The organism is Natrialba sp. INN-245 (assembly GCF_009807105.1).
In the GTDB taxonomy this organism is placed as follows: Archaea; Halobacteriota; Halobacteria; order Halobacteriales; family Natrialbaceae; genus Natrarchaeobius; species Natrarchaeobius swarupiae.
Map to the genome: position 1 here is coordinate 81124 of NZ_WUBV01000036.1, position 25429 is coordinate 106552.

29 protein-coding genes and 1 tRNA gene are annotated in these 25429 nt (G+C 64.3%); 17 read left to right on the forward strand and 13 right to left on the reverse strand.

Translation table 11 applies throughout. The annotated features are described in order from the left end of the window. Positions 1-95 precede the first annotated feature (95 nt). From GRS80_RS10865 to GRS80_RS10885, 5 genes are all read right to left on the reverse strand, one after another. The gene (locus GRS80_RS10865) at positions 96-845 is read right to left on the reverse strand and encodes a DNA-directed RNA polymerase subunit D (protein WP_160047568.1); all 750 of its coding nucleotides are present in this window, start codon (positions 843-845) and stop codon (positions 96-98) included. A 4-nt stretch (positions 846-849) separates the two neighbouring features. Beyond that, positions 850-1239 (reverse strand): 30S ribosomal protein S11, encoded by a 390-nt coding sequence (locus GRS80_RS10870; RefSeq protein ID WP_149081002.1) that lies wholly within the window; start codon positions 1237-1239, stop codon positions 850-852. Between the two features lies 1 nt (position 1240). Then, entirely contained in the window at positions 1241-1762 is a 522-nt protein-coding gene (locus tag GRS80_RS10875) for a 30S ribosomal protein S4 (protein WP_160047569.1), read from the reverse strand. Next, positions 1762-2283, reverse strand: a complete 522-nt coding sequence (locus GRS80_RS10880; protein WP_149081004.1) for a 30S ribosomal protein S13 — start codon at positions 2281-2283, stop codon at positions 1762-1764. Before GRS80_RS10880 ends, GRS80_RS10875 begins: the two co-directional genes overlap by 1 nt. A gap of 73 nt (positions 2284-2356) precedes the next feature. Then, a tRNA-Ser gene (locus GRS80_RS10885) sits at positions 2357-2439 on the reverse strand. 148 nt (positions 2440-2587) lie between these two features. Here GRS80_RS10885 and GRS80_RS10890 point away from each other — a divergent pair. From GRS80_RS10890 to GRS80_RS10900, 3 genes are read left to right on the forward strand one after another with little or no spacing between them, the layout of a single operon-like run. Continuing rightward, the gene (locus tag GRS80_RS10890) at positions 2588-3616 is read left to right on the forward strand and encodes a DUF4129 domain-containing protein (RefSeq protein ID WP_160047570.1); all 1029 of its coding nucleotides are present in this window, start codon (positions 2588-2590) and stop codon (positions 3614-3616) included. Beyond that, positions 3613-5607 (forward strand): DUF58 domain-containing protein, encoded by a 1995-nt coding sequence (locus GRS80_RS10895; RefSeq protein WP_149081006.1) that lies wholly within the window; start codon positions 3613-3615, stop codon positions 5605-5607. The genes GRS80_RS10890 and GRS80_RS10895 overlap by 4 nt, the downstream gene beginning before the upstream one ends. Further along, positions 5604-6281 (forward strand): hypothetical protein, encoded by a 678-nt coding sequence (locus GRS80_RS10900; protein ID WP_200840371.1) that lies wholly within the window; start codon positions 5604-5606, stop codon positions 6279-6281. The genes GRS80_RS10895 and GRS80_RS10900 overlap by 4 nt, the downstream gene beginning before the upstream one ends. A gap of 75 nt (positions 6282-6356) precedes the next feature. Here GRS80_RS10900 and moaA read toward each other — a convergent pair whose 3' ends face one another. Next, positions 6357-7361, reverse strand: coding sequence for a GTP 3',8-cyclase MoaA (gene moaA / locus GRS80_RS10905; protein WP_149081007.1), 1005 nt, complete (start codon positions 7359-7361; stop codon positions 6357-6359). A 266-nt stretch (positions 7362-7627) separates the two neighbouring features. On the opposite strand from moaA, the gene GRS80_RS10910 reads away from it, so the two are divergent. Beyond that, a complete protein-coding gene (locus GRS80_RS10910) occupies positions 7628-7840 on the forward strand; it encodes a hypothetical protein (RefSeq protein WP_149081008.1) in 213 nt (70 codons plus the stop codon). A 121-nt stretch (positions 7841-7961) separates the two neighbouring features. On the opposite strand, the gene GRS80_RS10915 is transcribed toward GRS80_RS10910, so the two are convergent. From GRS80_RS10915 to GRS80_RS10925, 3 genes are all read right to left on the reverse strand, one after another. Then, positions 7962-9428 carry an RtcB family protein gene (locus tag GRS80_RS10915; protein ID WP_160047571.1) on the reverse strand — a complete coding sequence of 489 codons (1467 nt, stop codon included), beginning with the start codon at positions 9426-9428 and terminating at the stop codon, positions 7962-7964. Positions 9429-9550: 122 nt separating this feature from the next. Then, positions 9551-10588, reverse strand: a complete 1038-nt coding sequence (locus GRS80_RS10920) for a DoxX family protein (protein WP_235019726.1) — start codon at positions 10586-10588, stop codon at positions 9551-9553. 220 nt (positions 10589-10808) lie between these two features. Then, positions 10809-11258: an archease gene (locus tag GRS80_RS10925; RefSeq protein WP_160047573.1), complete on the reverse strand. Its 450-nt coding sequence runs from the start codon at positions 11256-11258 to the stop codon at positions 10809-10811. Between the two features lie 217 nt (positions 11259-11475). Here GRS80_RS10925 and GRS80_RS10930 point away from each other — a divergent pair, with 217 nt between their 5' ends. The 3 genes from GRS80_RS10930 to GRS80_RS10940 all read left to right on the forward strand — a co-directional run bounded on the left by GRS80_RS10930 (position 11476) and on the right by GRS80_RS10940 (position 12885). Next, positions 11476-11952 carry an N-acetyltransferase gene (locus GRS80_RS10930; protein WP_343161535.1) on the forward strand — a complete coding sequence of 159 codons (477 nt, stop codon included), beginning with the start codon at positions 11476-11478 and terminating at the stop codon, positions 11950-11952. 204 nt (positions 11953-12156) lie between these two features. Next, a complete protein-coding gene (locus GRS80_RS10935; protein ID WP_160047574.1) occupies positions 12157-12444 on the forward strand; it encodes a hypothetical protein in 288 nt (95 codons plus the stop codon). A 69-nt stretch (positions 12445-12513) separates the two neighbouring features. Further along, positions 12514-12885 carry a helix-turn-helix domain-containing protein gene (locus tag GRS80_RS10940; RefSeq protein WP_160047575.1) on the forward strand — a complete coding sequence of 124 codons (372 nt, stop codon included), beginning with the start codon at positions 12514-12516 and terminating at the stop codon, positions 12883-12885. Positions 12886-13329: 444 nt separating this feature from the next. Here the strand turns inward: GRS80_RS10940 and GRS80_RS20710 are convergent, their stop codons facing one another. After that, on the reverse strand, positions 13330-13734 hold the full coding sequence (locus GRS80_RS20710; RefSeq protein WP_235019716.1) for a hypothetical protein: 405 nt from the start codon (positions 13732-13734) through the stop codon (positions 13330-13332). On the opposite strand from GRS80_RS20710, the gene GRS80_RS20715 reads away from it, so the two are divergent. The 5 genes from GRS80_RS20715 (at position 13733) to GRS80_RS10965 (ending at position 18122) form a co-directional block, all read left to right on the forward strand. Continuing rightward, positions 13733-14218 carry a hypothetical protein gene (locus GRS80_RS20715; RefSeq protein WP_235019717.1) on the forward strand — a complete coding sequence of 162 codons (486 nt, stop codon included), beginning with the start codon at positions 13733-13735 and terminating at the stop codon, positions 14216-14218. The two genes, GRS80_RS20710 and GRS80_RS20715, sit on opposite strands and share 2 nt — an antisense overlap. Before the next feature lie 6 nt (positions 14219-14224). Further along, complete coding sequence (locus GRS80_RS10950) at positions 14225-14809, forward strand: plastocyanin/azurin family copper-binding protein (protein WP_160047576.1); 585 nt, start codon at positions 14225-14227, stop codon at positions 14807-14809. Positions 14810-14961: 152 nt separating this feature from the next. Further along, positions 14962-15474 carry a hypothetical protein gene (locus tag GRS80_RS10955; protein ID WP_343161536.1) on the forward strand — a complete coding sequence of 171 codons (513 nt, stop codon included), beginning with the start codon at positions 14962-14964 and terminating at the stop codon, positions 15472-15474. 113 nt (positions 15475-15587) lie between these two features. Beyond that, a complete protein-coding gene (locus GRS80_RS10960; protein ID WP_076609512.1) occupies positions 15588-15872 on the forward strand; it encodes a translation initiation factor eIF-1A in 285 nt (94 codons plus the stop codon). Between the two features lie 402 nt (positions 15873-16274). Then, a complete protein-coding gene (locus GRS80_RS10965; RefSeq protein ID WP_160047577.1) occupies positions 16275-18122 on the forward strand; it encodes a DUF2339 domain-containing protein in 1848 nt (615 codons plus the stop codon). Between the two features lies 1 nt (position 18123). Here GRS80_RS10965 and GRS80_RS10970 read toward each other — a convergent pair whose 3' ends face one another. Then, positions 18124-18822 (reverse strand): SDR family oxidoreductase, encoded by a 699-nt coding sequence (locus tag GRS80_RS10970; RefSeq protein ID WP_160047578.1) that lies wholly within the window; start codon positions 18820-18822, stop codon positions 18124-18126. A gap of 318 nt (positions 18823-19140) precedes the next feature. Here GRS80_RS10970 and crtI point away from each other — a divergent pair, with 318 nt between their 5' ends. The 3 genes from crtI to cruF are packed head-to-tail and all read left to right on the forward strand — an operon-like array spanning position 19141 to position 22420. Next, positions 19141-20682: a phytoene desaturase family protein gene (crtI, locus tag GRS80_RS10975; protein ID WP_160047579.1), complete on the forward strand. Its 1542-nt coding sequence runs from the start codon at positions 19141-19143 to the stop codon at positions 20680-20682. A gap of 9 nt (positions 20683-20691) precedes the next feature. Then, positions 20692-21564 (forward strand): prenyltransferase, encoded by an 873-nt coding sequence (locus GRS80_RS10980; RefSeq protein ID WP_343161537.1) that lies wholly within the window; start codon positions 20692-20694, stop codon positions 21562-21564. After that, positions 21557-22420: a bisanhydrobacterioruberin hydratase gene (gene cruF, locus GRS80_RS10985; protein ID WP_160047580.1), complete on the forward strand. Its 864-nt coding sequence runs from the start codon at positions 21557-21559 to the stop codon at positions 22418-22420. The genes GRS80_RS10980 and cruF overlap by 8 nt, the downstream gene beginning before the upstream one ends. 67 nt (positions 22421-22487) lie before the next feature. Here the strand turns inward: cruF and GRS80_RS10990 are convergent, their stop codons facing one another. Further along, positions 22488-23444: a phytoene/squalene synthase family protein gene (locus tag GRS80_RS10990; protein WP_160047581.1), complete on the reverse strand. Its 957-nt coding sequence runs from the start codon at positions 23442-23444 to the stop codon at positions 22488-22490. Positions 23445-23656: 212 nt separating this feature from the next. Between GRS80_RS10990 and GRS80_RS10995 the strand changes: the two genes are divergently transcribed. Together GRS80_RS10995 and msrB are read left to right on the forward strand one after the other, a co-directional pair. After that, positions 23657-24232, forward strand: coding sequence for an HTH domain-containing protein (locus GRS80_RS10995; RefSeq protein WP_343161538.1), 576 nt, complete (start codon positions 23657-23659; stop codon positions 24230-24232). A 410-nt stretch (positions 24233-24642) separates the two neighbouring features. Further along, entirely contained in the window at positions 24643-25068 is a 426-nt protein-coding gene (gene msrB / locus GRS80_RS11000) for a peptide-methionine (R)-S-oxide reductase MsrB (protein ID WP_160047583.1), read from the forward strand. A gap of 24 nt (positions 25069-25092) precedes the next feature. Here the strand turns inward: msrB and GRS80_RS11005 are convergent, their stop codons facing one another. Further along, positions 25093-25329 carry a hypothetical protein gene (locus GRS80_RS11005; RefSeq protein ID WP_160047584.1) on the reverse strand — a complete coding sequence of 79 codons (237 nt, stop codon included), beginning with the start codon at positions 25327-25329 and terminating at the stop codon, positions 25093-25095. Positions 25330-25429: the final 100 nt, after the last annotated feature.

Below are 25429 nucleotides of genomic sequence, written 5' to 3' on the forward strand. Positions count from 1 at the left end.
CCCTTTCGATTCCAGTGGACGAACCGCCGTCGGTCTCGTCGCTGACGGCGCCGGCGAGCGGTTCGCGTCGGTCGGGTCGGGGGCGTCGGTTCATTTTAAAGCTGTACTGCCTCTTCGAGTTCGGTCGCGCGCGCTTCGATCGTCTCCGCAGCCCGCGTAACCAGTTCCTCGACCGTGAACGAGCCGTCGGTTTCGACGTGGAAGACGAAGGCGTTCGGGACGTCTTCGATCGCGACCTCCTGGTCGGGATACCGGTTCGTGAGGTCGTGATCGAACTCGCTCGTCGGAACGAGTTCGCCGTCGTCTTCGATCACGCCGCGAACGATCCGTTCGTCGGGTTCTTCGAACTCCGGCACGTCGCCGACGACCTCCACGCGTTGAAGGTGTCGGTAGCCGACCGCCACACCGCCCTGGTGTTTGGCGTGGTTCTTTCCGCGGTCGAGAACGACTTCCGCCTCGGCCTCGAGACGTTGTCCGTCTTTGAGATCGATGATCGGAACGTTCTCGTCGGCAGGCTGAACTAAGCTGTCACTCGAGACGAGATCGCCCGAGTAGGCGGTCGCCGGTCCTTCGACGTCGATCGAGAGCGTGACGGTGTCGTCCTCGACGAACTCGCCGACCGGCGGCGTCGTCAACGGAACGAGTCCGAGTCGCAAGGCGAGTTGCTCGTCGAACATAACCGACGAGTTCTCGACGAACCTGACGGTGTCGATCGCCATGGTCGGCACGTCGGCGATCATCGCCCGACGGATGCCGTTTGCGAACGCGGGCGTCACGCCGCGGACGAGAAATCTGGCTTCTCGATCCTCGCGTTCGACGAACTCGACGTCGTACTCCTCTGTCATGGATCTAGTAGCCGCCTTTGCCTTTCGGTGCGCGCGATCCGTCGTGTGGGATCGGAGTCACGTCCTCGATGCGACCGATTTCGATGCCCGAACGGGCCAGCGCACGAATCGTCGCCTGCGCGCCGGGACCGGGGGACTTCTGGAGATTGCCGCCTGGGCCGCGAACGCGGACGTGTAGGCCCGTGATGCCAGCCGCTTTGACCTCGTCGGCGACAGACTCGGCCATCTGCATCGCCGCGTACGGCGACGCCTCGTCACGGTTCTGTTTGACCGCCGTCCCGCCGGAGGACTTCGCGATCGTCTCCGCGCCCGTGAGGTCGGTCACGGTCATGACGGTGTTGTTGAACGATGCGTGCACGTGGGCGACTCCCCACTTGTCGTCGTCCTGACTCATGTTATTGTCCCTCCGCTCGTTCCGGGTGGAGTTCGTCCGCGAGCGGACTGGTCTCCTCGAACTCGATGCGGTCTTCCTCGTCGACGTCGACGACGTACGACGGGATTCGGTTGCGCTGTCCGTCGATGACGATGTGCCCGTGCGAGATGAACTGGCGGGCCTGCTGGGTCGTGTTCGCGAGTCCCTTTCGGTAGACGACCGTCTGGAGACGACGCTCTAAGACGTCCTCGACCTCGAGGCCGAGAATGTCGCCGAGTTCGTCCGCTTCGTCGAGGATGCCGACGCGTTTGAGCCGACCGAGGAACTCCTCGGAGCGGCGGATGACGGTCTCGTCGCCCTGGGGCTGACCGAGTAGGTCTCGAGCCTCGCGGCGGTAGGAGCGTAGCTCGGACTGTGCACGCCAGAGTTCCTCCTTGTTCGCGAGCCCGTACCGGTCGACCAGCGAGTGTTCGCTCGCGATGCGCTCGCCTTGATACGGATGGTTCGGCGTCTCGTACAGTTTGGTGTTCGTTCCGAGTGGCATTATTCGTCATCCTCCTCGGCGGCAGCTTCCTCCGCCTGTTCCTCCCGGATCTCCTCGACGTTGACGCCGATCGTCCCTTCAGTTCGGCCGGTGGACTTGGTTCGCTGTCCGCGGACCTTCTGTCCGCGCTTGTGGCGAACGCCTTTGTAGGAGTCGATCATCTTCATCCGGTTGATGTCGTGTTGACGGGTCAACTGGAGATCGTTGCCGGTCTCGTGGCTCGTCTCGCCGGTGTAGAAGTCCGCCTGGCGGTTGTTGAGCCAGTTAGGAACTTCGTCGGCGTAGTTCTCGACGAGCGTGACGACCTCGTCGATCACGTCGTCCTCGAGTCGACCGAACGTCGCCGTCCGATCGACACCCGCTTCCTCGGCGATGATTCGGGCGGTTCGTCGACCGATCCCGTTCATCTCCGAGAGCGAGCGCTCGACGGACTTCGTCCCATCGAGGTCAGTCTGACCGATGCGGACGAAGTACCGAAGGTCTTCGTCGTCCTGTTGTTCTTGAGGGTCTTCCTCGCTCATGTGTCGTGTATCTGTGTCTGGTCTGCGCGCGTTGCAACGTCGGCTGACGGAAACATCAGCCTCGTGTATCCGACGTCGTGGCGGGGATTCGAACCCCGGAGGCTTGACGCCACATGGTTAGCAACCATGCGCCTTGGGCCGCTTGGCTACCACGACACCGTGTCTCTATCATCGCCCTCGCGGACTCGGGGACCGCGTCCCCTACACGTATCGTACTCAAACGTACCCCGGTCGGGTACTTAAGCGCAACGAAACTCCCGGACCGATGGAACTTATTATCCGTCGATCGAGTAACAGTTCGTAGATGTCTCGCGCTCGAGGGGCCACCCGACTCGTGGTCGCGATCCTCGGTATTGCGGCGGTCGCGATCGCAGCAGCGACGATCTCCTCCACCGTCGAGTACGGCGGGGACGGTGATCCCGGCGAGGTGGGGCCGGAGGGCATACCGGTCGAGGAAACGAGAGAGCCGGCGCTCGAGATGCCGCTGTTTCTCGAATTGCTCGTGGTCGCCCTCGTAATTCTCGCCGTCGCAGTCGTCGTCTGGTATCTCGTGACTCAGTACGAAGTGATCGCGAAACGGTTTGCGGTGGCGTTCGTGCTCCTGTTGCTCGCCGGCGCGTTCGTGTACCTGCTCGGTCGGCTCGGCGTGTTGAACCCCGAGGCGCTGGAATCGCCGCCACCACCTCCCGAAGGGACACCCGGCGACGGCGATCCGGGCGACGGCGAGGGCACCCAACAGCCGTTCCCGATCGGCCCGTTGTTCTTCGTGATCACGGCGCTTGCAGTTGGGCTGGCCGTCGCGCTCGCCTGGACCGGCGGGAAGCGTCGGGCGTACGCGAGCGAGGAGGGTGCCGACGGAGTCGACGAAGCCCCCACCGAGCAGTCCCACGCCGCAGTCGGCGCGGCCGCCGGTCGTGCCGCCGAACGGATCGAAACGAGCCGCGACGTCGACAACGAGATCTACCGTGCCTGGCTCGAGATGACTCGACCGCTCGAGGTTGACCGCCCGGAGACGAGCACACCGGGGGAGTTCGCAGGTGCGGCGGTCGAGGCAGGACTCGCCCGGGAGGACGTCGACCAGCTTACGTCGCTGTTCGAAGACGTTCGGTACGGTCACGCGGAGACGACCGACGAGATGGAATCCCGTGCGATCGCCGTACTGCGCCGAATCGAAGACGAGTACGCGGACGTCACCTCGGAATCGATCGCGGACGCAGGCCCGGAATTCAGCGCCAACGTGGGCCCCGAGCCCAGCGTCGACGCCAGCCCCGATTCGACCGACGATGCCGGTCTCGAGTCGCCATCCGAAGACGAACCGGGTGATCGACGGTGAGCGATCGGCCGGAAGGCGGGAGAGTCAGACCGATCCCCGTCGTGGCCACCGTCCTCGCGTTCGTCGGTGGAATCGCTGTTCTCGCCGGACTCGGGACGCTGACGCTGACGCAGGCCTCGGTCGGTATCATCGGAGCCATCTCGTTGATCGCCGCGTTCGTGAGTTTTACTCACCGGCGCGACGCTCGTCAGTACCGGTCGACGCCGGACCCCGAACGGCGAACCCCGGCGTCGATTCCCGGCGGCCGCCTTACCGATGCGATCGCGCAGTTCAACTCCCGCGAGGTCGGCCGGAGCTACGTAACCCGTCGGAGCGTCAACGGGCTTCGATCCGCCGTGACGGCAGTTCTTACACGATTCCAGGGACGGTCCGAGGAGGAGGCGTCCGCGGCGATCGACGACGGCTCCTGGACCGAGGACCCGATCGCGAGCGCGTTTCTCTCGGAGGACATCGATTCGCCACCCCAGTCGGTTCGCGATCGGATCACCGACCGGATCGGCCGCGACGATCCGTATCGCCGCGGCATTCGACGAACCGCGGTCGAGATCGCCCGAATCGGCTACGGCGAACTGGGCGGACGACCGACCCCCGAGAACGTTCCGATCGAAAACCGGGACGCGACGGGAAGCCGCGTCGACGCACGAACCACGGATCGACGCCTCGAGGCCGGAAGCGTACACGAGCTTCCAATGCGACCGACCGGCCACTGGACCGGGGTCGGAGTGGTTGCGCTGGTCGCGATCGGCATCGGAACGTTCGCCGAACTCTCGGCGCTGGTCCTCGCCGGCGTCGTCGGGATCGGCTACGCCGGGTTCGCGTACCTGAGTTCGCCGCCGTCGCCGACACTCGAGATCGAACGGACGCTGAGCGACGACGATCCGGAGCCGGGAGACGAGATCGACGTCGTGGTCTCCGTTAGGAACGTCGGATCGGGGCCGATTCTCGATCTCCGATACGTCGACGGCGTGCCCGCCGACTTGCGCGTCATCGAGGGCACTGCCAGGATCGGAACGGCGCTTCGACCCGGCGAGACCGCCACGCTCGAGTACGGGTTGACGGTCACCACTGGAACCCACGAGTTCGATCCGGCGCTCGTCGTCACGCGGGACCTCTCGCGGTCGGCCGAACGCGCCCACTACGTCGGCGCACCGACGACGATCGTCTGCGAACCGGTGTTTCGCCCGATCGACGCCCCCGTCCCGTTACAGGCAGCGACGACCCGGTTCACCGGCCGACTCACGACCTCCACCGGCGGCTCCGGCACCGAGTTCCACTCCGTTCGGGAGTACCGGCGAAACGACCCGCTCAACAGAATCGACTGGAATCGACACGCCCGGACGGGAGAACTCGCGACCATCGAGTTCCACCAGGAGCGTGCCGCCCGCGTGTTCGTCCTCGTCGACGCGCGGAAAGCCGCCTACGTCGCACCGTCTACCGGCGCTGTCCACGCGGTCGAACGCTCGACCGACGCGGCGGCGAGGATCGCGGCGACGTTGCTCGAGTCCGGGGATACGGTCGGCCTCGGGGCGATCGGTCCGACCTCGCGCGCCGAGCGAGGGGAGGAAGACATCTGTTGGCTCCCGCCCGCGTCCGGGAGTCGCCACCGGATACAGCTTCGCGAGACGCTTGCAACTCATCCGCAGTTTTCGCCAGTCGCTCCGTCGCGGGATGGCCGGTGGGTGAGCCAGCTTCGAACCCTTCGGCGACGACTGTCGGCCGAAACGCAGATCGTCCTGTTGACTCCGCTAGCCGATCGCGCAAGCCTCGTCATCGCTCGACGGTTGGCCTCTCACGGTCACGCGGTGACCGTCGTGAGCCCCGATCCGACCGCCGAGGAGACGACGGGCCAACAACTCGCACGGGTGGCCAGACGGGTCCGGCGGTTCGATCTCCAGCGATCCGGTATCCCGGTCGTCGACTGGGGACGAACCGATTCGATCGACGAGCTGTTCGCCCGATACGAGGCGACGATCGCCGGTGGTCGACGATGAGCGAGGTCCAGAGCGCCGACTCGGCGGACGCCAGCGCGGCTCGAACCGCCGGAGAGGGAGACGAACGCCGGAAAGAAGCGGACTCGAACGAAGATGCAGACGGTACTTCGCGGGCTGAAGACGGTGCCCGCGAACGGTCCCTCGAGTCCGACGGTATCACTCGGCGGCCGACAGTCGTCGCCAGTACCGTCGCACTCGCCGCCGTCGCGCTCGCGCTGGTGATCGTCGCCTCGGCTTCGCTCACAGGGGGCGGGGTCGTCCTCGCCGGTGGCCTCGCGCTCGCCTGGGGGCTGATCGGGCCCGTCCCCGGGAGCAGACGGTGGCTCGTCGACGCCGGATCGCTCGCCGCGTTCGCCGGCGTCGTCGTCTCGGGACTCGAGGGGGCGCTCGTCGAACCGACGCTGGTCGCGACAGTGTGTGCCGTCGTCGCGTGGGATCTCGCCGGAAGCGCGATCGATCTCGGCGACCAGCTCGGCCGCGAAGCCGACACGCGGCGGCTCGAGGGGGTTCACGCGGTCTCGAGCGTTCTGGTCGGGCTGGCAACGATGGCGATCGGCTACGGGACGTTCGTGTCGGCGGCCGACGGTCAGCCCGTCGCCGCGGTGGCGTTGCTGTTGCTCGCGGGTACACTTGCAACGATCGCGCTGGGGATCCGTCGAAGCTGGCGTGGGTGATCGGTTCGTGCCTCGCCGGTTCCGGACGGCGAAAATATCGGGTCAGGGGCGGACGGAGTCGACCGACGTCCCAGATCAGGCCGGCAAGTCGAGATACTCGTCGTTGAGTTCCCACTCGCCGTCGCCGTTTCGGATCATATACTCTCCGTAGTAGGGAACGCGGTTCGCGACGACCTCGCGGAACGCCTCGCGAATTTCGGGTTTGGTCATCTCGCCCATCGACTTGAGATCGTCGTTGCGGTTCAGACAGCCCTTCAGATAACCCTCGTGGGTGACCCGCACCCGATGGCAGTTCGCACAGAACGTCGGGTTCTCGACCGGGTCGACGATCTCGACCATCCCCCGACCGGCGTTCTCCGACGACGAGCGCTCCGCGTCGTCCGCCGCGATCCAGTAGCGCTTGCGGTCGTGCATCTCCCGGTGTTCGACCTCGTCGGCTTGCTCCTCGAGCCAGCCGTGGACGCGTTCGATGTCGACGTTCCACTCCGGCTTGCCCGTCAGTTCGGGCATGTACTCGATGAGCTGTAACTGGAGGCCGTCGTTCTCGGCGACGTGGTCGACCATCTCCGGCACGTAGCCGGCGGTGTGCTCGAAGACGACCATGTTGAGCTTTACCGGGTCGAGTCCCGCCTCGAGGGCGGCATCGACGCCCTCGAGTACCTTCTCGTAGGCACCGCTTTTCGTGACGGCGGCGAAATCTTCGGGGTCGAGGGCGTCCTGAGAGACGTTGACTCGCTCGAGTCCGGCCTCGACGAGGTCCTCGGCGCGGCCCGGAAGGAAGGTACCGTTGGTCGTCAGCGAGACCTCCATCTGGTCGGGCGTGCGTGCGATGATCTCTTCTAAGTCCTGTCGGAGCATCGGCTCGCCGCCAGTGAACTTGACCGCATCGACGTCGAACTCCGCGGCGACCTCGAGAAAGCGCACGACGTCGTCGGTCTCCATCTCGTCGTCCTGGGGGTCCATCGGTCCGCGAGTATCTCCGAGTCCCTCGTTGTGGCAGTAGACACAGTCGAAGTTACACCGATCTGTAAGAGAGACGCGGACGCCGGTAACCTCGCGTCCGAAATCGTCGGTGAGCATGTAAATCGGTTGCAGCCGGATCCGCTTAAACTCGCCGGATATATCGGAGGTTCGTAACCAATTTCAGTTTCCCCACGGACCGTGATCCGAGTGGACAGATCCCCAGACCCAAAACATCAAAGATTTATTATTTTGTATCGGTCCTCGACTCGAGTCGGTCGGCCCACGCGAGACGGACGACACCGACGACGGCGTGGTCGGGCAGACGCGACCGATACACAGGCGTCGGCAGAAGACCTACCCCCTCGAGTCGCAAACGACACCCCATGGACGACGACATGCTCGACGATCAGCGACGGCTCGTCGAACTCATCGAAGAGGAGGGGTGGGACGTCACCGACCTCGAGATTTCGGCCTACGACAGCCCGTGGTCCGACGAGGACGATCCCGAGGCGACGGTGACGATCACGGCTCGAAAACCGTACGAGAGCGACGGAGAGGGAGGTGAAGACGACGAGAATCCGTTCCGTTTTAAGTAGACGATTTCGCCAACGGTCTTCAGACGGACAGCAGACCGTCTCAGACGGATTGTTGTCGCCTGTTACCGTTATCGCCCGAACGAGGTTGTCGATCACCGATACCGAACGACGACGGTCCGTATCAGCCCTTGATGTTACAGATGGGGAACGTTCGCGCCACCTTGTCGCCGATGCCCAGCGCGTCCGAGACGCGAACGACCTCGTCGACGTCCTTGTAGACGCCGGGCGCCTCCTCGGCGATCGTCGCGCCCGACTGCGCTTTCACGTAGACCCGATCCTGCTCCTCGAGTGCGTCCTGGACGTCGCCGCCCCAGTACTCGTTTTTCGCCTGCGTGCGGCTCATCAGTCGACCGGCACCGTGGGCTGTCGAGCCGAACGTGAGGTCCATCGAGTTCTCGCCACCGCGCAGGACGTAGCTGCCCGCGCCCATGCTGCCGGGGATGATCACCGGCTGACCGACGTCGCGGTACGCGTTTGGAACGTCGGGGTGGCCCGCGGGGAACGCTCGCGTTGCGCCTTTCCGGTGGACGTAGAGCTCTCGGTCCTCACCACCCACGGTATGGGTCTCCTTTTTCGCGATATTGTGGGCCACGTCGTACAGTAGCTCCATCTCCATTTCCTCCCACGGCCGATCGAAGACGCGCTCGAAAACCTGCCGCGTGCGGTGCATGATCAGCTGGCGGTTGACCCACGCGAAATTGATCGCGGCGTTCATCGCCCCGTAGTAGTCTTCTGCGAGCTGTGAGCCGGCAGGTGCGGCCGCGAGTTCCTTGTCCGGCAACTGATCCAGCAGGCCCTGATGTTGCTGCTCGATCTTGCGCAGGTAGTCGTTACACGTCTGGTGACCCAGTCCGCGCGAGCCACAGTGGATGAGAACGACGATCTGGTCTTCCTCGAGACCAAAGGCTGCACCCACCTCGTCGTCGAAGACGTCCGTGACGCGCTGGACCTCGAGGAAGTGGTTGCCCGAACCCAGCGAGCCGATCTGGTTCTTGCCGCGGTCTTTGGCCTTCTGGCTGATTTTCTCCGCGTCCGCCCCCGCGCGAACCCCCTCGTCCTCGCAGTGGAGCAGGTCTCCCTCGACTGCGTGACCGTTCTCGAGAGCCCAGTCGACGCCTCGCTCCAGAATTTCCTCGACGGTGTCGACGCCGGACTCGACGATGCCGCCACCACCAAGACCTGACGGAATATTGGCAAAGAGGGAGTCGACGAGTTCCTCCTCGCGACCCTGAAGGTCGTCGTACGTGAGGTTCGTCCGCATCATTCGGACGCCGCAATTTATATCATATCCGACAGATCCGGGCGAGATACAGCCCTCTTCGGCGTCGATCGCGCCGACCCCACCGACCGGGAAGCCGTAGCCCTGGTGGCCGTCGGGCATACAGATCGCGTAGTTCGTGATCCCCGGCAGATGGGTCGTGTTTTTGATCTGCTCGAGCGTCTTGTCCTCTTTGATCTCCTCGAGAAGCGCTTCACTTGCGAACACTCGCGCAGGTGCGCGCATGTCCCCCTCCTGGGGAATCTCCCAGACGTACTCACGCACTCTCTCGAGCGTGATGCCGTCGGCGTCGAACGTGACGTTGCTCATGCGCGACACTCCGACCGCGACGATGAAAGATGTTCGTCTCTCCGGTCAGTTCGTTTCCAGTTCGGATCTGTCTCACGGACGGTATCGACTGGCTCACGTTGCGTCGGAGTCGACCGGCGGGATCAGTCGGCCTCCGTCGGCGTCGCATCCGCGCGCTCGAGGTTGCTCTCGAGGCGTTCGAGGTGACTGTCCACCGCGTAGGGGCCGCTCCCCGTAATGAGAAGTGCCGAGGCCATCCCGAACAGTGCGACGTGGGCGAGGACAGGGTCGTCGGGGAGGGCAAACAGCGTCAGCGTGAACATGCCGATCGCCGTCGTCGCGCTCGCGCGGGTGAAAACGCCGAATAGCAGCGCCAGTCCGAGTGCGGTTTCGGCCAGTCCAGCACCCAGTACCCACAACTCCGGCGCGACGGGGACGACGGCGGTGAGGTCGTACCGGTCGACGACCGAGAGCGCGAGTCCCGGCTGAAGGATCTTCTGGGTCACGCCGAGGAAGACGAACGTCGCCCCCAGCCCGATCCGCAGGATCGTGGGTAGGAGCCGCTCTGTGGAGTCGATCCGCGCCCGAAACGCTCGCGCGCGATCGTGGATCGGATCGAGCTGCCGAGAGAGCGTTCCCGGTGATCCCGCCACTCGCCCGAGGACGTGGTCGGCACTCGGCCGTCCGGCCCCGATCAACGCAATCGCTGTGAATCCGCCGACGAACTCGAGTTGTAACAGCAACGTCGGCCAGATCGCGACGCCGACGAGATAGACGGCGAGGCCGAGAAGGGCAACGAGGCGGGTCGCGAGCCCGAACAGCAACAGGAACCCGATCCCGACCTGGAGGATCCGAAACTCGACCTCGACGGCCGGACTGACGAAGTAGCCGCCGAATCCGGCACCGATCAGCGGGATGCCAATCGAGATCCGCAAGAGCCAGGGGACGTACTCGACGTACTCCCGCATCGCGGACCGAAACGTCGCGAGGTCACGCTGGAGTGGCCGAAACGCGAGGTAGCCGGCGACGACGGCGAGGACGACGACGGCACCGCTCACCAGCGGCCCGACGACGAACGGATCGGCCAGCCCCTCGCCGAGAAGCTCCGAGAGGCCGACGTCTCGCTCCTCGTCGACGACGTACTCCTCGTGAGCGGCGGCCGGGACGACGGTCCAGACCAGCGTGGCGAGGACGAGTAACGCGAAACTGACGCCTGCCCTCGAAGCGCGAGCGAAGCGGCTGATCACGCTCGAGGATATCACTGTGGGAGTCAAATAGCACCACCAGGCGGATCACTGCTCGAGAACGGACAGTGATCACCACGACGGGCTGTTGAAAATTGTTCCGACGCCACCGCGACTCCCCGCCGATTGCACCGACAAACAGTTCCAACTGCCCGTCTCAGACGTCGAAGACGACGTACGCCTCCCAGCCGCCGTCGACGCGCTCGAGTCGCATCTCCGAGTACGTGACCGCCTTTATTTCGCGGGCGTCGATCTCCGTCAGCGGGACGCCGCGGGCGCTGGCCTCGAGTGACCACTCGTCGGTGCCGGTGTCCGACCGTTCTCCCGTACCGGATCCGGGGCCACTGACCGCGTCGACACGGTGATCGACCGGGAGTTCGCCCCGAATGTCACGGCGGTAGATCAGTTCGTCGAGATAGTCGAACAACAGCGCCTCACGGCTCTCCGCGGCGACGGCGACCGAGAATCGCTCGCCGCCGGCGTCTTCGAACTCGTCCCAGGAGGCCGCCGCCAGGCCGTTTGCGACCGCCGCGAAGGCGGACTCGAGGGAATCCCCGGTAGCTGCGACGGCGATGTCGGCGGTGTGATCGCACAGTTCGTACCTCATGACCACAACGTAGAACCGACGTGGTCGTATGCTCGTCGCTTCCGGTACCCGAGAGGGCGGATAGGAAACCGTGTGAACTGTTTTCAGTTACGATAAACGAGTGCGAAAACCGAACTCGATCGTCCCATGGAAGTGGTTACCCGAGGGGTGGATGTCCGACGTTATGGATCGACTTCCGCCGGTGGAATTATATTGACGACGATGATAGGGTGTGGTAGTGAGCGTCAACATCGACAGTCGCGTCGTCACGCCGGGGAGTGACGACTTCGTCGACGAAGCCTGGCAACTCAAAGAGGAGATCAACCGCCAGGAAGGCGTGCTCAAACAGCGGTACGACTTCTTTACGGACGCGTACCGTCGCTCGAAAGTCCACTGCTACGTACGAGAGGGGGAACTGATCGGGTTCGCGGCGGTTCGACGCGATGGCTACGTTCTCTTTCTTGCCGTCAGCCGCGAGTGTCGAGGTCGGGGAATTGGGAAGCGACTCATCGCACGGGTCGCCGACGACCACGATACGATCACCTGCCACGCCCGGACGAGCAACGAGAACGCCCTCCAGTTCTACGAACACCTCGGGTTCGAGATCAAACGGCGAATCGACAACTACTACGAGGACGGCGGAGACGCCTACTACCTAAAACTCGGCTCCGACGTCGGGATTACCGACCGAATCTCAGATATGATGCGACGTTGATAGCCGTGTCGTCCGCAGCCGTCGACCCGCGGATCGTTCAGTGAGACGATCTGTGAGAACTGACTGCCGGTCGATCGCAGACCGGCGAGCGATCGACCGGGACAGGCACATAACGGCTCGTGTGAGGGACGTGGTATCGTGTCCGTTTCCGATACAAACGATCGGCACGACAACCTATTGCACTGGAGGTCGTTAGTGCAGACGATGCCCGAGACGATCCGCGTCGGACGAAAGGAACTCACGTCGAGGGAAGTCCTCCGGGAGCTCAAGGACGGAAATCGCGTGATCGTGGAGGTGAACGTTCTCGGAACGACGATGAACATGGCGCTCAGACGCCACGCGGGAACGTACTACTGCGATACGCCATTGAAGTTGCTCACGTACGAAACCGACGAGGAGATGCAAACCTGTCTCGAGCGGTATCGCCTCGCCACACCGGATTCAGCGACACCGACCGAGGAAACTGGCTCGTCGCCGTCTGCAAAGGAGTGACCCCTCGTGGAAGCGACGAGACGCCACGAACCTCCACAGACTTAGGTGCTGGCGCACGAATCACGAACTATGTCCGACCGCGAGCAGCAGATGGAAGACCTCATGCTCGTCGAGCGGCCGGAGTTCGAACGGATCATGGAGTGTGTCTTCGGAGTCCAGGCCCACGAGACCCGCACGTACTTCCAGTTACACGAGCTTCCGGGGAGTACGGTCGCAGAACTCGCCGACGAACTCGAGCGCGACAGGAGCAACGTCAACCGTTCGCTGTCGACGCTGCGAGAGACGAACCTGGTCGAGCGTGAACGACGCCTCCTCGACGGAGGTGGGTACGTCTACCAGTACTTCGCGATTCCGGTACTGGACGCACAGGAACGGATGCACGAAGCGGTCGACGAGTGGGCAGAAACCGTCCACGAACGGATCGAGGAGTTCGGTCCGTGAACTGACTTGATACGGGTTGCTGTACGTCATTTCCGGCGCAACCGCCGCCCGGGTCGCGGTTGCAACGGTGGACTCGCTACACTCCTCCACCGAGACTCGTCTCACACGGTTCGACTCACCGCCGGTAAATCGGTACAGGAATCCGTATGAGTGGAGGGGTGTTTGGTATTGATCACACACGACCGGGATAGGTCTATTCTTCTAACTCCGGAATAGACGGGTATGGTACCCGAACCCACACGAGCCGTCGACCGAAGACGACTGCTCGCTGCGATCGGAGCGGGCAGCGCCCTCACCATCGCAGGGTGTCTCGGCGAGGAGGAAACGGACGCCGAGACGGACGACGGCCCGAGAGAAGAGGACGAATCCGAAAGTGAAGCCGACGACGGAGACGAGGACGAAGCGGCCGAACTCACGAGTCTCGAGCCGGGTCCCGACGGTCAGTCACTTTCCGAGGAAGATCTCGCGTCGCTCGTCGCCGCCTTCGACGACCAGCCGATGAACGACGACCAACACGAGATCGAGGGTGACGAGCGAAGCTACACGCCGCGACACGTCTGGAAGTGGGTCAGCGACGAAACCCTGATCGGCCTCCATTTCGACGAGCCGAATCCGGAGGAAGCCACGGCGCTCGATTACATCACGATCGGCAAGAAGGGGGTGTTCACCGAAGAGAGTCAGCCTGACGAGGAGTTTACGCACTTCCACCAGCACACCGCCGACGGCTGGGAGGCCAGACACGGCGGCGAGACGGGCGACGAGGGGTACTGGCTGACCCACATCGCCGTCCGCGAGATCGAGTACCCGTTCCACGACGATCCCATCGAGCCGATGGTCGAACGGCTTCATGCCGACCCCGCCCGAAGACGGAAGCGACGGTCACGACACCGACTGGGACGCACCCGGCGGCGGAGAAGGTGGACTCTCCGACGAGCAACGAGACGAGCTCGTCGACGTCTTCGACGACGAGTGGACGAACGATGCCCAGCAGGAAGCGAACGGCTACACGCCGTCACACGTCTGGAAGTTCGTCGGCGAAGACGTGCTGATGTTCCTCCACTTCGACGAGCCCGACCCCGAAGAAGCGAACGACCTCATCTACTTCGGGATCGGCGTTCGCGGCCAGTTCGTCGACGACGATCGTCCCCAGTCGGACGATTTTACCCACTTCCACCTCTGGGAGGCGGACAGCTGGGAAGCCGGTCACGATGGACAGGATCCGGACCAGCACGGCTTCTGGCTCGTCCACCACGCCGTCCGTCCCCTCGAGATGCCCTGGGGTGACGTCGAGGTCGGCATCGACCGCGAGTTCATGCCCACCCCGCCGGAGTAACCACCGATGGACGCTACTCGAGCGAATCGTCGTCGGATGCTGGCGGTCGTCGGTGGATCTGTCGCCTCGAGCGTTGCGTTCGCCAGCTGTCTCGACGATGGCCAGCAATCGGAAGAAAACGACGAGGGGACGGCTGAGAACACGGAGCCGGCGGGAAGTAATGTGACGGCCGACGACGGGATGGAGGACGCTACCGATGGAGAAAACGAGAAACGAGCTACGGAAGGAAACGACGAGGGCTCGACCGACGCCATCGAGGAAATCGACGAGGAGTTCGTCGACCGGACCGGCGAGGAAACCGTCGAAATCGAAACTCGCGAGGGGACGGGCGACGAACCCGCGTTCGTCTTCGATCCGGCGTTCGTCCGCGTCGACGAGGGATCCGTGGTCGAGTGGGTCAACACGGACGGCGTCTTCCACACCGCCACCTCGAGCGACTCCATCGACGACCGAAGCGGCGGCGAGGAGTTCGACGAAACCATCGCGAGCGAGGGTGAGACGTTCGAGTGGGAGGCGACGGAGGCCGGCGTCCAGCCGTACTACTGCTCGCCTCACGCTGGGTTCATGTACGGCGCACTCGAGATCGTGTGAACCGCCTCGGGGTCAAGTCCCGAGGTACTCGGCCTGTTCCGCCTGTAGACGATCGGATTCCGGCAATCGAGGTCTCGAATACGACGGGCGACGCCTCGCCCGTGTTCGCCGAGAAGAGAAGGCACTTGCCCGCGCGGGCCGTCGGTCCGTTCGTGAGCGAGGTGTCCCCACGACGCGTCGAAGTCTATCCGGGCCGCGAGGTGGTCGTCGAGTTCGATCCCGACCTCACGTTCGAGTGCGTCGAAGACTGCACCTGGTGTTGTCACCACGGCGTCTTACTCTACGATCGGGACCTCCTCGAACTCGCCCAGCGGGCGAACTTAGCGGAGACGACGACCGACTTCCGCGGCGAGAAGTTCGTCACTCGCGAGGAGAAAGACCGGGACGATCACGTCGCTGAGGACGGGAACGCCTGTGCCTTTCTCCGCGAGGACGGCCTCTGTTCGCTTCACCTCGAGGAAGGGTGGAAACCGACGCGGTGTTCGGTGTTTCCGCTTGCGGTCTGGCTCGAGAATGGCGACCTCCACGTCGACATTCGGGAGTCGGCACACGACCACTGTGAGGGGTTGAACGTCAGCGACCGCTCCGTCGTCGACAATTTGGAGGCGTTTCTCCCCGAATTGCTGTGGGAACTCGAAAACCCGGATTCGGATCGCGAACTCTGAACGGAGGTCGGCTGTATCGGTACTCGAGGTCCGTCCGCGCGCGGGATCGTCGGTACGCGGAGTGGTACCATGCATCTCCAATGATTTAAACGTACACCGCCCGTAGTAAGTGTGTGACAGAAGAATCCGGGCGACGGAACCTCCGTATGCCCAACAGCGATGAAGTATTTGCCGTCGTAACCGAACACCTTGGTGGCAACCACGTGCAGCTCCGTTGTGAAGACGGTGAAGAGCGTCTGGGCCGAATTCCGGGTCGAATGAAGTACCGTACCTGGATCGAACAAGACGACATCGTCGTCGCCGAACCCTGGGACTGGCAGGACGAAAAGGCCACCATCGAGTGGCGCTACACCAGCCAAGACGCAGACCAGCTCCGCCGCGAAGGTCATATCGACTAAAATTGCCGAATTCTCTCGAGTGCATCGCCCGATAGCGCATGCTGTGTCGGTCCGTGGGAACAGTACCGAGACATCCTCGAACCAACGACGGTCCAGTGGTCTCACCGGCGACGAGTTCCGACAGATTCTGATCCCCGCTGAAACGCTGTCCGAGAGCGCCTAGAACAGGGAACGATCAGCCAGCCCCAGCCAGGTATAAACCACATATCGAGATATAGAAAACGGGGAGTTGCCACTGAGTAAAGTCGAACAGGGTGATTTCTACGAACGCACCGCAACGAACGGGATCGCACCGGCCGTCGACGGGTTCGACTCGAGAAATGCATTCGGGGCGGCCCGAAACGAGCCGAACGAACCACTCCCCCGAACGTTATACGATCGACGAAGAAAATGTAACCGGTGATGAACGACGACGAACTCCGTCGCGAAGTCGAACGACTTCGCAACGAGGTCGACGCCCTCCATCGTCGACTCGAGGCGGTCGAGTCGGAACCACCGTCCGAGTCCGGCGAAAGTGACGGCGTCGACGGCCCGGACGAACAAACTGCCACCGAGGAGACCGAGACAACAGAAGCCGAATCAGGCAATCCATCAGCGTCGGCGGACAGTGCGGTGACGAAGTCGACCGGCGGCGAGACGCTCAGCGACCGGCTGGCAGCCGACCGGGACTGGGAACTCGCGCTCGGGGTTCGCTGGCTCGGGCTCGTCGGCGCGCTCGCGCTCGTCGTCGGCGTCGTCTTCTTCGTTCGCCTCGCGATCGAGATCGGGCTGCTCGGACCGGGCGGACGAGTTGCACTCGGTACGCTCACCGGCGTCGGATTGCTTGCAGGTGGCCGCTTCGCGGCCACCCGACAGGGATACCGTCGCTGGGGACGCATCGCCGCAGGAACCGGGCTGGCGATCGCCTACTTCAGCGTTTACGCCGCCTACGGCTTCGAGAGCTATCGCGACGCGATCGGAACTCCGCTGTGGGCAGCCCTCGCCTCGCTGACGGCGCTCGTTGCGGTCGCGGCGATCGTTTCGGTCCGCGACCGAGCCCCGTTCGTCGTCGGCGAGGCCTTCTTGCTCGGCTACGTGACTGCCACGCTGAGCACCGACGCCGCTACTGTCGTCCTGACCCCAGCGTACGTCCTCTTGCTCGGCGGCGGGATCGTCGCAATCGCGACGGTTCGACCTTGGGGTCGGCTCGTCAGCGCCAGTACGTTCGCCACCTACGGAGTCCTGTTGTTGTGGGTCGTCGATCTCGAGCCGCCCGCCACCGCCATCGGTGTGGCCGGCGTCGCCGCCTTCGCCCTCTTCTTGGTCGGGGGGTACGTGCTCCGCCGGTCGGATGTCGACCCCGAACTCGAGTCCACGCACAGCCGGATCCATCGCGCCCGGTTGGCCGTCACCACCGTCGCCAACGCCGGTTTCGCGACGCTGTTTCTCGAGATCGCTCTCCGGGAAGGGTTTCCCGAGGTAGCGATCGACGGGGTCGGTGCGATCGCGGTCGCCCTCGCGCTCGCCGCGACCTACGCCGTGACGGACCGCGCCCCGGTTCGACGCGACGGAGCGGCGGCCGCGGGGTCCGTCGCCTTCCTCGCCGGCGGGGTCGCGATGGCCGTCGGAACGTTCGCGACCACCGTCGGCGCACTTGCCGTGATCGGTGGGGCGGTCGCACTCTCGACAGAGGCTGACGCGCCCGCGTTTCGGGTCGGCGCACACGCCGTCGCCAGCGCGCTCGTCCTCAAACTGCTCGCCGTCGATGCGACGGAGCTCCCGGCGTTCGACGCCGCGGAGCCAATCGTGATCCTGACCGGCCGTCCCGTCGCGTTTGTGCTCGCGATCGGCGTCTTCTACGCACTCGCGTGGTGGTTCTCGCGAACCGACGTGCTGACCGATCTCGAGCGTCGGTTCCTGCCCGCGACGGTCGCGAACTATGCGATCGTTGCCACGGGACTCGGCGTGATCGTCCTCGCCCTCGAGCTATCGGGACTCGGCGTATCGATCGCGTGGATACTGTTCGGCTCCGCTCTGCTCGGAGTTGGGATAGCGACCGACGTTCGAGGCGTCCGCGCGCTCGGCATCGCCGTCCTGGGGCTTGCCACCGCGAAGGTGTTTCTCTTCGACACGCGGGATCTCGACACCGTCGCCCGGACGCTCTCGTTTCTCGTCCTCGGGGCCGTGCTGTTGATCGCCTCCTACGTCTACGCGCGGTCGCGGGGCGACGTCGAGACGGGCCTCGAGTTGCCGGAACGGGGCGGCGAGTGACTCACCGGGTCGCGCTGCGCCACGCCTTCAGGTCGACGACGGCACCGTCGATCGAGGACGGATCGGCCTCGGTCGCCGCCCAGACGAACATCGGCGCGACGGTCTCGGGGTCGCGTCCGGTACCGTCCGTCAGCTCAGTCGCGACCTGTCCGGGATCGAGACAACAGACGGTCGCTTCGGTGTCGGCGGCGAACCCCCGAGCGATCGCCTCGGCGGCGGCCTTCGAGACGGCGTACGATCCGTATCCCGGCCGGCCCTCGCGTGCGACGGCACCCGTCGGAACGAGGACCCGTGCACCGTCGTTTAAGTGTGCGAGCGCTTCCCGGACGGTCGCGAAGACGCCGCGTGCGTTCGTCCGCCAGTGGTCGTCGATAGAGGAGTACGACTCTTCGTCCGTCGGCGTCTCGCCCGGATCGCCGTGATAGACGCCGGCGGCAGCGACGACGACGTCGATCCCGGACCTGTCTCCCGCTTTCGACGCGACCTCGACGAGGCGTTCGACGTCGAACTCATCGCGGACGTCGGTTCGAACACCCGCCGCGCTCCCCTCGGTTTCCTCGAGTGCCTCGACCGTCCGCTCGACCGCCTCGCCGTCTCGAGCGCCGACGACGACGGTCACACCCTCGGTCGCGAACGCATCCGCGACGGCGCGGCCGATGCCTCGGGTGCCGCCGGTGACGACGGCAGTTCGTCCGTTCATAGCGCTCGTACGACCGCGAGCATCAAGGAACCACCTGTGATCGAAGCCGACGTGGACGATCGATTGCCGCTGCGAGCCGGTTGGCGTACCGAGCACCCAGCCGTCGACGGCTCGCGACGGACTCGAGAACGAGCGATACGGAGCACAGGCCCGGCACAACCACAGGCCATTCGCCATCGGGTCACTAGTGACTGACGGCAACCCGGACGAAACAGACCGTCCCAGACGGAGCGGACGACGCGAAACCGAGCCGTGAATCGCCGACACCCTACATTCGTGTGAAACAGATTTATCACCGTACATATGGTCACTCGAGATATGCAATCGCTGGCCGGCGAGTCCGTCGTCGTGATCGGAGCCGGAATCGGGGGACTCTCGACGGCGTGTTACCTCGCTGACGCGGGTGCCGACGTTCGCGTCGTCGAGAAAAACGAGCAACTCGGCGGCCGGGCGAGTCGCCTCGAGCGCGACGGCTTCCGGTTCGACATGGGGCCGTCGTGGTATCTGATGCCCGACGTCTTCGAGCGTTTTTTTGCCGACTTCGACCGGACGCCGAGTGAGTACTACGAGCTGACTCACCTCGATCCTCACTACCGGATTTTCTTCAAGGATGGTGACGGACGTGGAGTTTCGGACGGATCGAACGGTTCGGAAAACGCCGAGTACGTCGACATCACCCCCGATCTCGAGCGAACGAAGGAGCTGTTCGAGGCGTACGAATCGGGTGCGGGTGAGAGGCTGGAACGGTACCTCGAGACATCCCGCGAAAACTACGAAGTGGGGATGAAACACTTCGTCTACGAGGACCGGTCGCGACTGCGGGACTACGTCGACCTCGACGTCGCCCGCCACGCGAGGGGGTTGACGCTGCTCGGCTCGATGCAGGGCCACGTCGAGAACTACTTCGACCATCCACGGCTTCAACAGATCATGCAGTACACGCTGGTGTTTCTCGGCGGTTCGCCGTCGAACACGCCGGCACTCTATAACCTGATGAGCCACGTCGACTTCAACCTCGGCGTCTGGTATCCCGACGGCGGGATCGGAGCCGTGATCGACGCCGTCGCAGCGCTCGGGGGCGAACTGGGCGTCGAGTACGAGACCGGTCGACCGGTGAGTGAGATCAAAGGACGGGAAGGTGCGTTCCTCCTCGAGACACCTGACGGACCGATTCGGGCGGATCTGGTCGTCAGCAACGCCGACTACGCTCACACCGAACGCGAGTTACTCACGCCGGAACGGCGAAGCTACGACGCCGACTACTGGGAGTCCCGGACGTACGCCCCCTCTGCATTCTTGCTCTATCTGGGCGTCGAGGGCGAGGTCGACGAACTCGCCCACCACACGCTCGTCCTCCCCGCGGAGTGGGAGGACCACTTCGATCGGATCTTCGAGGAACCGGCGTGGCCCGAGGATCCGGCGTACTACCTCTGCGTTCCTTCCGAGACGGACGACTCCGTCGCGCCGGACGGCCACAGCGCCCTGTTCGTCCTCGTCCCGATCGCACCCGGACTCGAGGACACTCCGGAGATCCGCGACCGGTATCGCGAGAAGATTCTCGCGGACATCGCCGAGAACACCGGCGCCGACCTCCGCGACCGGATCGTCCTCGAGGAGCGATTTTGCATCGAGGAGTTCGCCGACCGCTACAACAGCTTCCAGGGGACGGCCCTCGGGCTGGCACACACGCTCCGCCAGACGTCGCTGTTCCGCCCGCCACACCGCTCGGAGGCGGTCGACGGACTCTACTTCGTCGGCGGCGACACCACTCCCGGAATCGGGATGCCGATGTGTCTCATCAGCGGCGAGTTGACCGCCGAGGCTGTGCTCGAGGACTACGGCCGGTCGGGTCGGAGGTGACGTCCCCTCGTGTCGAACCCGGAATCGACGGAGCGATCGACGGTGTTCGACGAGCTCTCGTACCTGCTGGTGCTCTCGCGGCCGCGCTTTTGGTTCTATCTCGCGGGACCGGTACTCGTCGGCGTTGCGTACGGTGCTGAGACGGTGAGTGAGCTTGCTTCCCCCGCCGCGGTCGCGCTCTTTGCGTACTTCCTGCTCCCGGCGAACGTCTACCTCTACGGGGTAAACGACGTCTACGACCGCGGGATCGATGCAACAAACCCGAAAAAAGACGGTCGCGAGACGCGGTATCGCGGCCAGCGGTACGTCCCGGTCGCTGTCGTCATCTGCGGGGCGCTTGCGCTTCCGGTCGCTGCCATCATCGTCCCGCGGGTGGCCTGGCCGTGGATCGGCGCGTTTCTCGTCCTCGGTGCGGCCTACAGCGCGCCGCCGCTGCGGTTCAAGACGACCCCGTTCCTGGATTCGGTCTCGAACGGGCTCTACGTCGTTCCGGGCGCGGCCGCCTACGCGGCGGTCGCCGGCGTCCAGCCACCTCTACTGGCCGTCCTGGGAGGCTGGCTCTGGGCGATGGGAATGCACACGTTCTCGGCGATCCCTGACGTCGAACCCGACCGCAAGGCGGGTATCCGGACGACCGCGACGGTCCTGGGCGAACGCCGGACCTACGCCTACTGCGGCGCGTGCTGGCTCGCGAGCGCTGGCGCGTTCGCACTCCTCGACCCACGGTTCGGGGCAGTGCTACTCGTCTACCCGGTCCTCGTGGTGGCCATCACCGCCTCGAGCGTCGCCGTCGATCGAGCCTACTGGTGGTTTCCGGCGATCAACACCGTCGTCGGCACGATACTGACGCTGGGCGCCCTCTGGAGGCTGACCTATGGATAACCGATTCTCGGACGTTCGTGACGGGATCCACTCGAGAGCGGCCATCCAGCGTCGCCTCGAGAGGATCGTTCGGGAGAACCGCTTTACCATCGCGGTCATCTTTCCGTTCGTCGGCGCGGTGACGCTCGTCGCGAGCGCGGAGGGACTGTTGCCACCGGCACTCGAGTACAACCCGCTGTTGATCCTCTTCGGGACGGCCGTCATGCGCTCGCCGTTGATCGTCGGCTTGCTTCCGCGGATCGGGTGGTGGGCGCTCGGCTGTCTCGGTGTTCTCACCGCCTACACGTACGCGATCGAGGTCGTCGGTGTGCGGACCGACTGGCCCTACGGCGCGTTCGAGTACACGATCCAACTGGGTCCGATGCTATTTGACGAGGTGCCCCTCGCGCTCCCGCTGTTTTTCATCCCGCTGGTCCTGAACGCGTACCTGCTGACGCTGTTGGTGCTCGGTCGTTGGAGCGAGCGCATTCTGGTTCGGGTTCCGGCCGCGATCGTCGCTATCGTTGCCATCGACCTCGTTCTCGACCCCGCAGCGGTGGCGATCGGCTTCTGGACGTTCGTTCCACCCGGCGTCTACTACGGCGTCCCGGTCTCGAACTACGTCGGCTGGGTGATCTCGGGGACCGTCGCCGTCGTCCTCGTCGACCTCGCGTTCGACCGCGAGGCGGTACTCGAGCGCGTTCGCGACTGCGAGTTCGTCCTCGACGATCTGGTGAGCTTCGTCTTGCTCTGGGGGACGATCAACCTCCTGTACGGCAACTGGGTGGCGGCGGCCGTCGCCGGCGCGTTCTGTCTCGGCCTGTTCAGGACGGACCGCTACGACCTCGAGATGGTGCGGACGGCACTCCCCGGATGATCGGGAGGCCGATATCGGCGCAACCGGGAGATCGCGGTTCTCTCCGCGACTCTTGCACCGGTCCGTTTCACCGGGTCGGCACGCCCCCGCCGTGGCCCGACCCTCGAGCGTCCGCCTCTCCCTCGGCCATCGGAACCGCAGAGACCCGTTGAAACACTGCTTCGGGATCGCGGTTCCAGTGCCAGTGCCAGCGCGTTTTCGCGACGCAAACGAGCTTTCGCGTCGTCGACAGCGACGGCTCGGTCGAGAGAACGTCGTACCCCTGCTCTCGGATGAGGGCGTGATGTTCGGCGTAGAGGACGGCGGCGAGCAAGACCGGAAGCTGACAGTCGGCGGGCAGGTACCGAATACCGGCGACGCCCTCCCGGTAGAGGCGTTCTGCCCGGTCCAGTTCGTCTGCCATCGCCGTGGCGAACTCCTCGGAGAACTCGAGGCGCTCGATCTGTTCGCTCGAGACGCCGTGGGTTCGGAGGGTCTCCTGTGGAAGATAGATCCGGTCGCGGTCGACGACGTCCTCGCGGACGTCGCGCAGGAAGTTGGTAAGCTGGAAGGCCTCCCCGAGTTTGATCGCGTGGGGGAGCGCCGTCTCCTCCATCTCCGGTTCCATGATCGCGGTCATCATCACGCCGACCGCGGCCGCCGAACCGCGCATGTACGACTCGAGGTCGTCGTACGTCTCGTACCGGCTCGTGGTGATGTCGGTCGCCATCGCGTCGAGAAACTCCGCGACCTCCTCGTCAGCGATACCGTATCGGGATGTCAGTTCGACGAACGCCTCGAGAACCGGCTCGTCGGGCTCGGTCTCGCCGAGTGCCTGTGCGCGAAGCGACTCGAGTTCGGCCCGCTGTCGGTCCGGGGAGACCCCTTCCGCGTCGTCGACGACTTCGTCCGCGATACGGAAGAACGCGTAGAGGACGTGCGTGGCGTGTCGAACCCGCTTCGGGAGAAACCGCGTTGCGAGGTAGAACGTCTTTCCGGTCCGCTTCTGTATTTCCTTCCCTGCGTCGATGTGTTCCTGTTGCATTCTCTTTCTCGCTGGCTCCGCCCGATAGCAGTCGGATAGCGGGCATACCACAAATAGACATAAAATAACTTGCCCTCACTAGTAGGGTCGTCCCCGCGTTCCAGTCGATCGACCTCCCACACGAGCACCCAGCGAGTCGAACAGTTTCGTACGTTGAGTGGCCGGGTAATACTTTTATACGCGGTCGTGGACAGCCTCGACGGAGATCACGCGTGCAGAACACAGACCCTTCATCTCGGACTGTCGAGTTGTGGATCCGATCGTTCGCGCCGGCGACGACCGGCCCGACACAGGAGCGTGCACTCGAACGCCTCGAGCGACTCGAAGCGACGACGAACGTCGAGGTCGCCGACGTCCGGATCTGGGGTCCGAAGGTCGAACACACGGATCGGTCGGAGCGAATTCCACAACTGGCCCGAATCCAGAACCGCCTCGAGGCGTTCGAATCGTGGGCGGCACAGACCGGGCGACGACTGGAACCGTTTTTCAAACGGAGTCGCTGCGAATCGACGATCACGGGCGACCGCCACGACGTCCACCGCCTCCCCACCATCGCACTCGCCGAGTTCGAAGACGGGGAACTCGTCCACGTCGCTCCCTGCGTCGACGGCGATCGGGCGATCGACGTCTTCGACCGGTTCGACGCCCTCGAGTGCGGCCGCTCGGACGATTCGGTCGTTCGGTTCAGCGACGGTCGAGCGACCGACGGCGTGGTCTCCGGTCGGAGTGACGCGAAACCGGATCGATCGACAGCCGCAGTAGAGTCGTCCCCACCCGACCCGACCTGATGCGGCCACGTATACCGCCGACTCTACGGTCCGCCCATGCGGTCGCCGGTATCGAATCACAGCGGGTCCGACGAGTACCTGTCATACTCGTATTACGAACTGTCACACGCTCGCTGTCGCGACGTCTGGCTTCGCGTTCGCACCGGTCGTGGGAACATATATGACGGACGGTATCGTAGCACACAGCATGTCCAGTGAGACAGCCACGGCCAATCAATCGCGGTGTCGGAACTGCGGGTTCGAAGCACCGGGAGGCAGCGAGGAGTGGCTCCGGCTCGAGGTGCCAAAGCTGGGCCGGATGACGCAGTGTCCGAAGTGTGAAAGCACCGATATTATAACGGCCCGGTGAGCGGAAACGGGCGACCGACGTCGAGGACAGACTCTTGGTCGTCTCGGTTCTAGAGGGAGGTATGAGTCACGAATCTGAGCGACAGGAGGAATCCGGTGTGGATCGCCGGGGCGAATCCGACGGCGAGTGGCGGTCGAAGCTCAGCGACGAGGAGTACCACGTCCTTCGGGAAGCCGGAACCGAACAGCCGTTCAGCGGTGAGTACGTCGACCACAAGGAAGACGGTAGCTACGCCTGTGCCGGCTGTGGCGCGACCCTGTTCGACTCCGAGACGAAGTTCGACTCGGGCTGTGGCTGGCCGAGTTTCTACGACACCGACGACGACCGGATCGAGATGAGACTCGACATCAGCCACGGAATGCGCCGCACCGAAGTGCTGTGTGCTGAGTGTGGCGGCCACCTCGGCCACGTCTTCGACGACGGCCCCGAGCCGACGGGGAAGCGCTACTGTATCAACTCGGTGGCACTCGAGTTCGACGACGAGTAACCCGTCGGCCGCGTTCTGACGTCCTCACCAGCAGTGGCTACGATAGAACGTAGCGAGTGCACCAGGCGAGGGCCCGGACGATCCGGCGTCCTCCCAGATCATGTACGCGAGGAAGACGAACAGCGCTACGATTGCCATTTTCTCGATCGGTGAGTGTCGTTCCGCCCAGCGATCGAACCGAGGTGAACGGTCCCTGCCGACACCGGTGAACCCGGCAAACGCGAGAAACCCACTCGCGAACGTCGAAACGACAGTTCCCATCCACACGCCCTGAACGAGACCAATCGAACCCGCTATTGCGATGAAAGCCCAGGCTCGAGTCGACATCGACTCCCGCTCACGATCCGAGTTCGCCATCGGT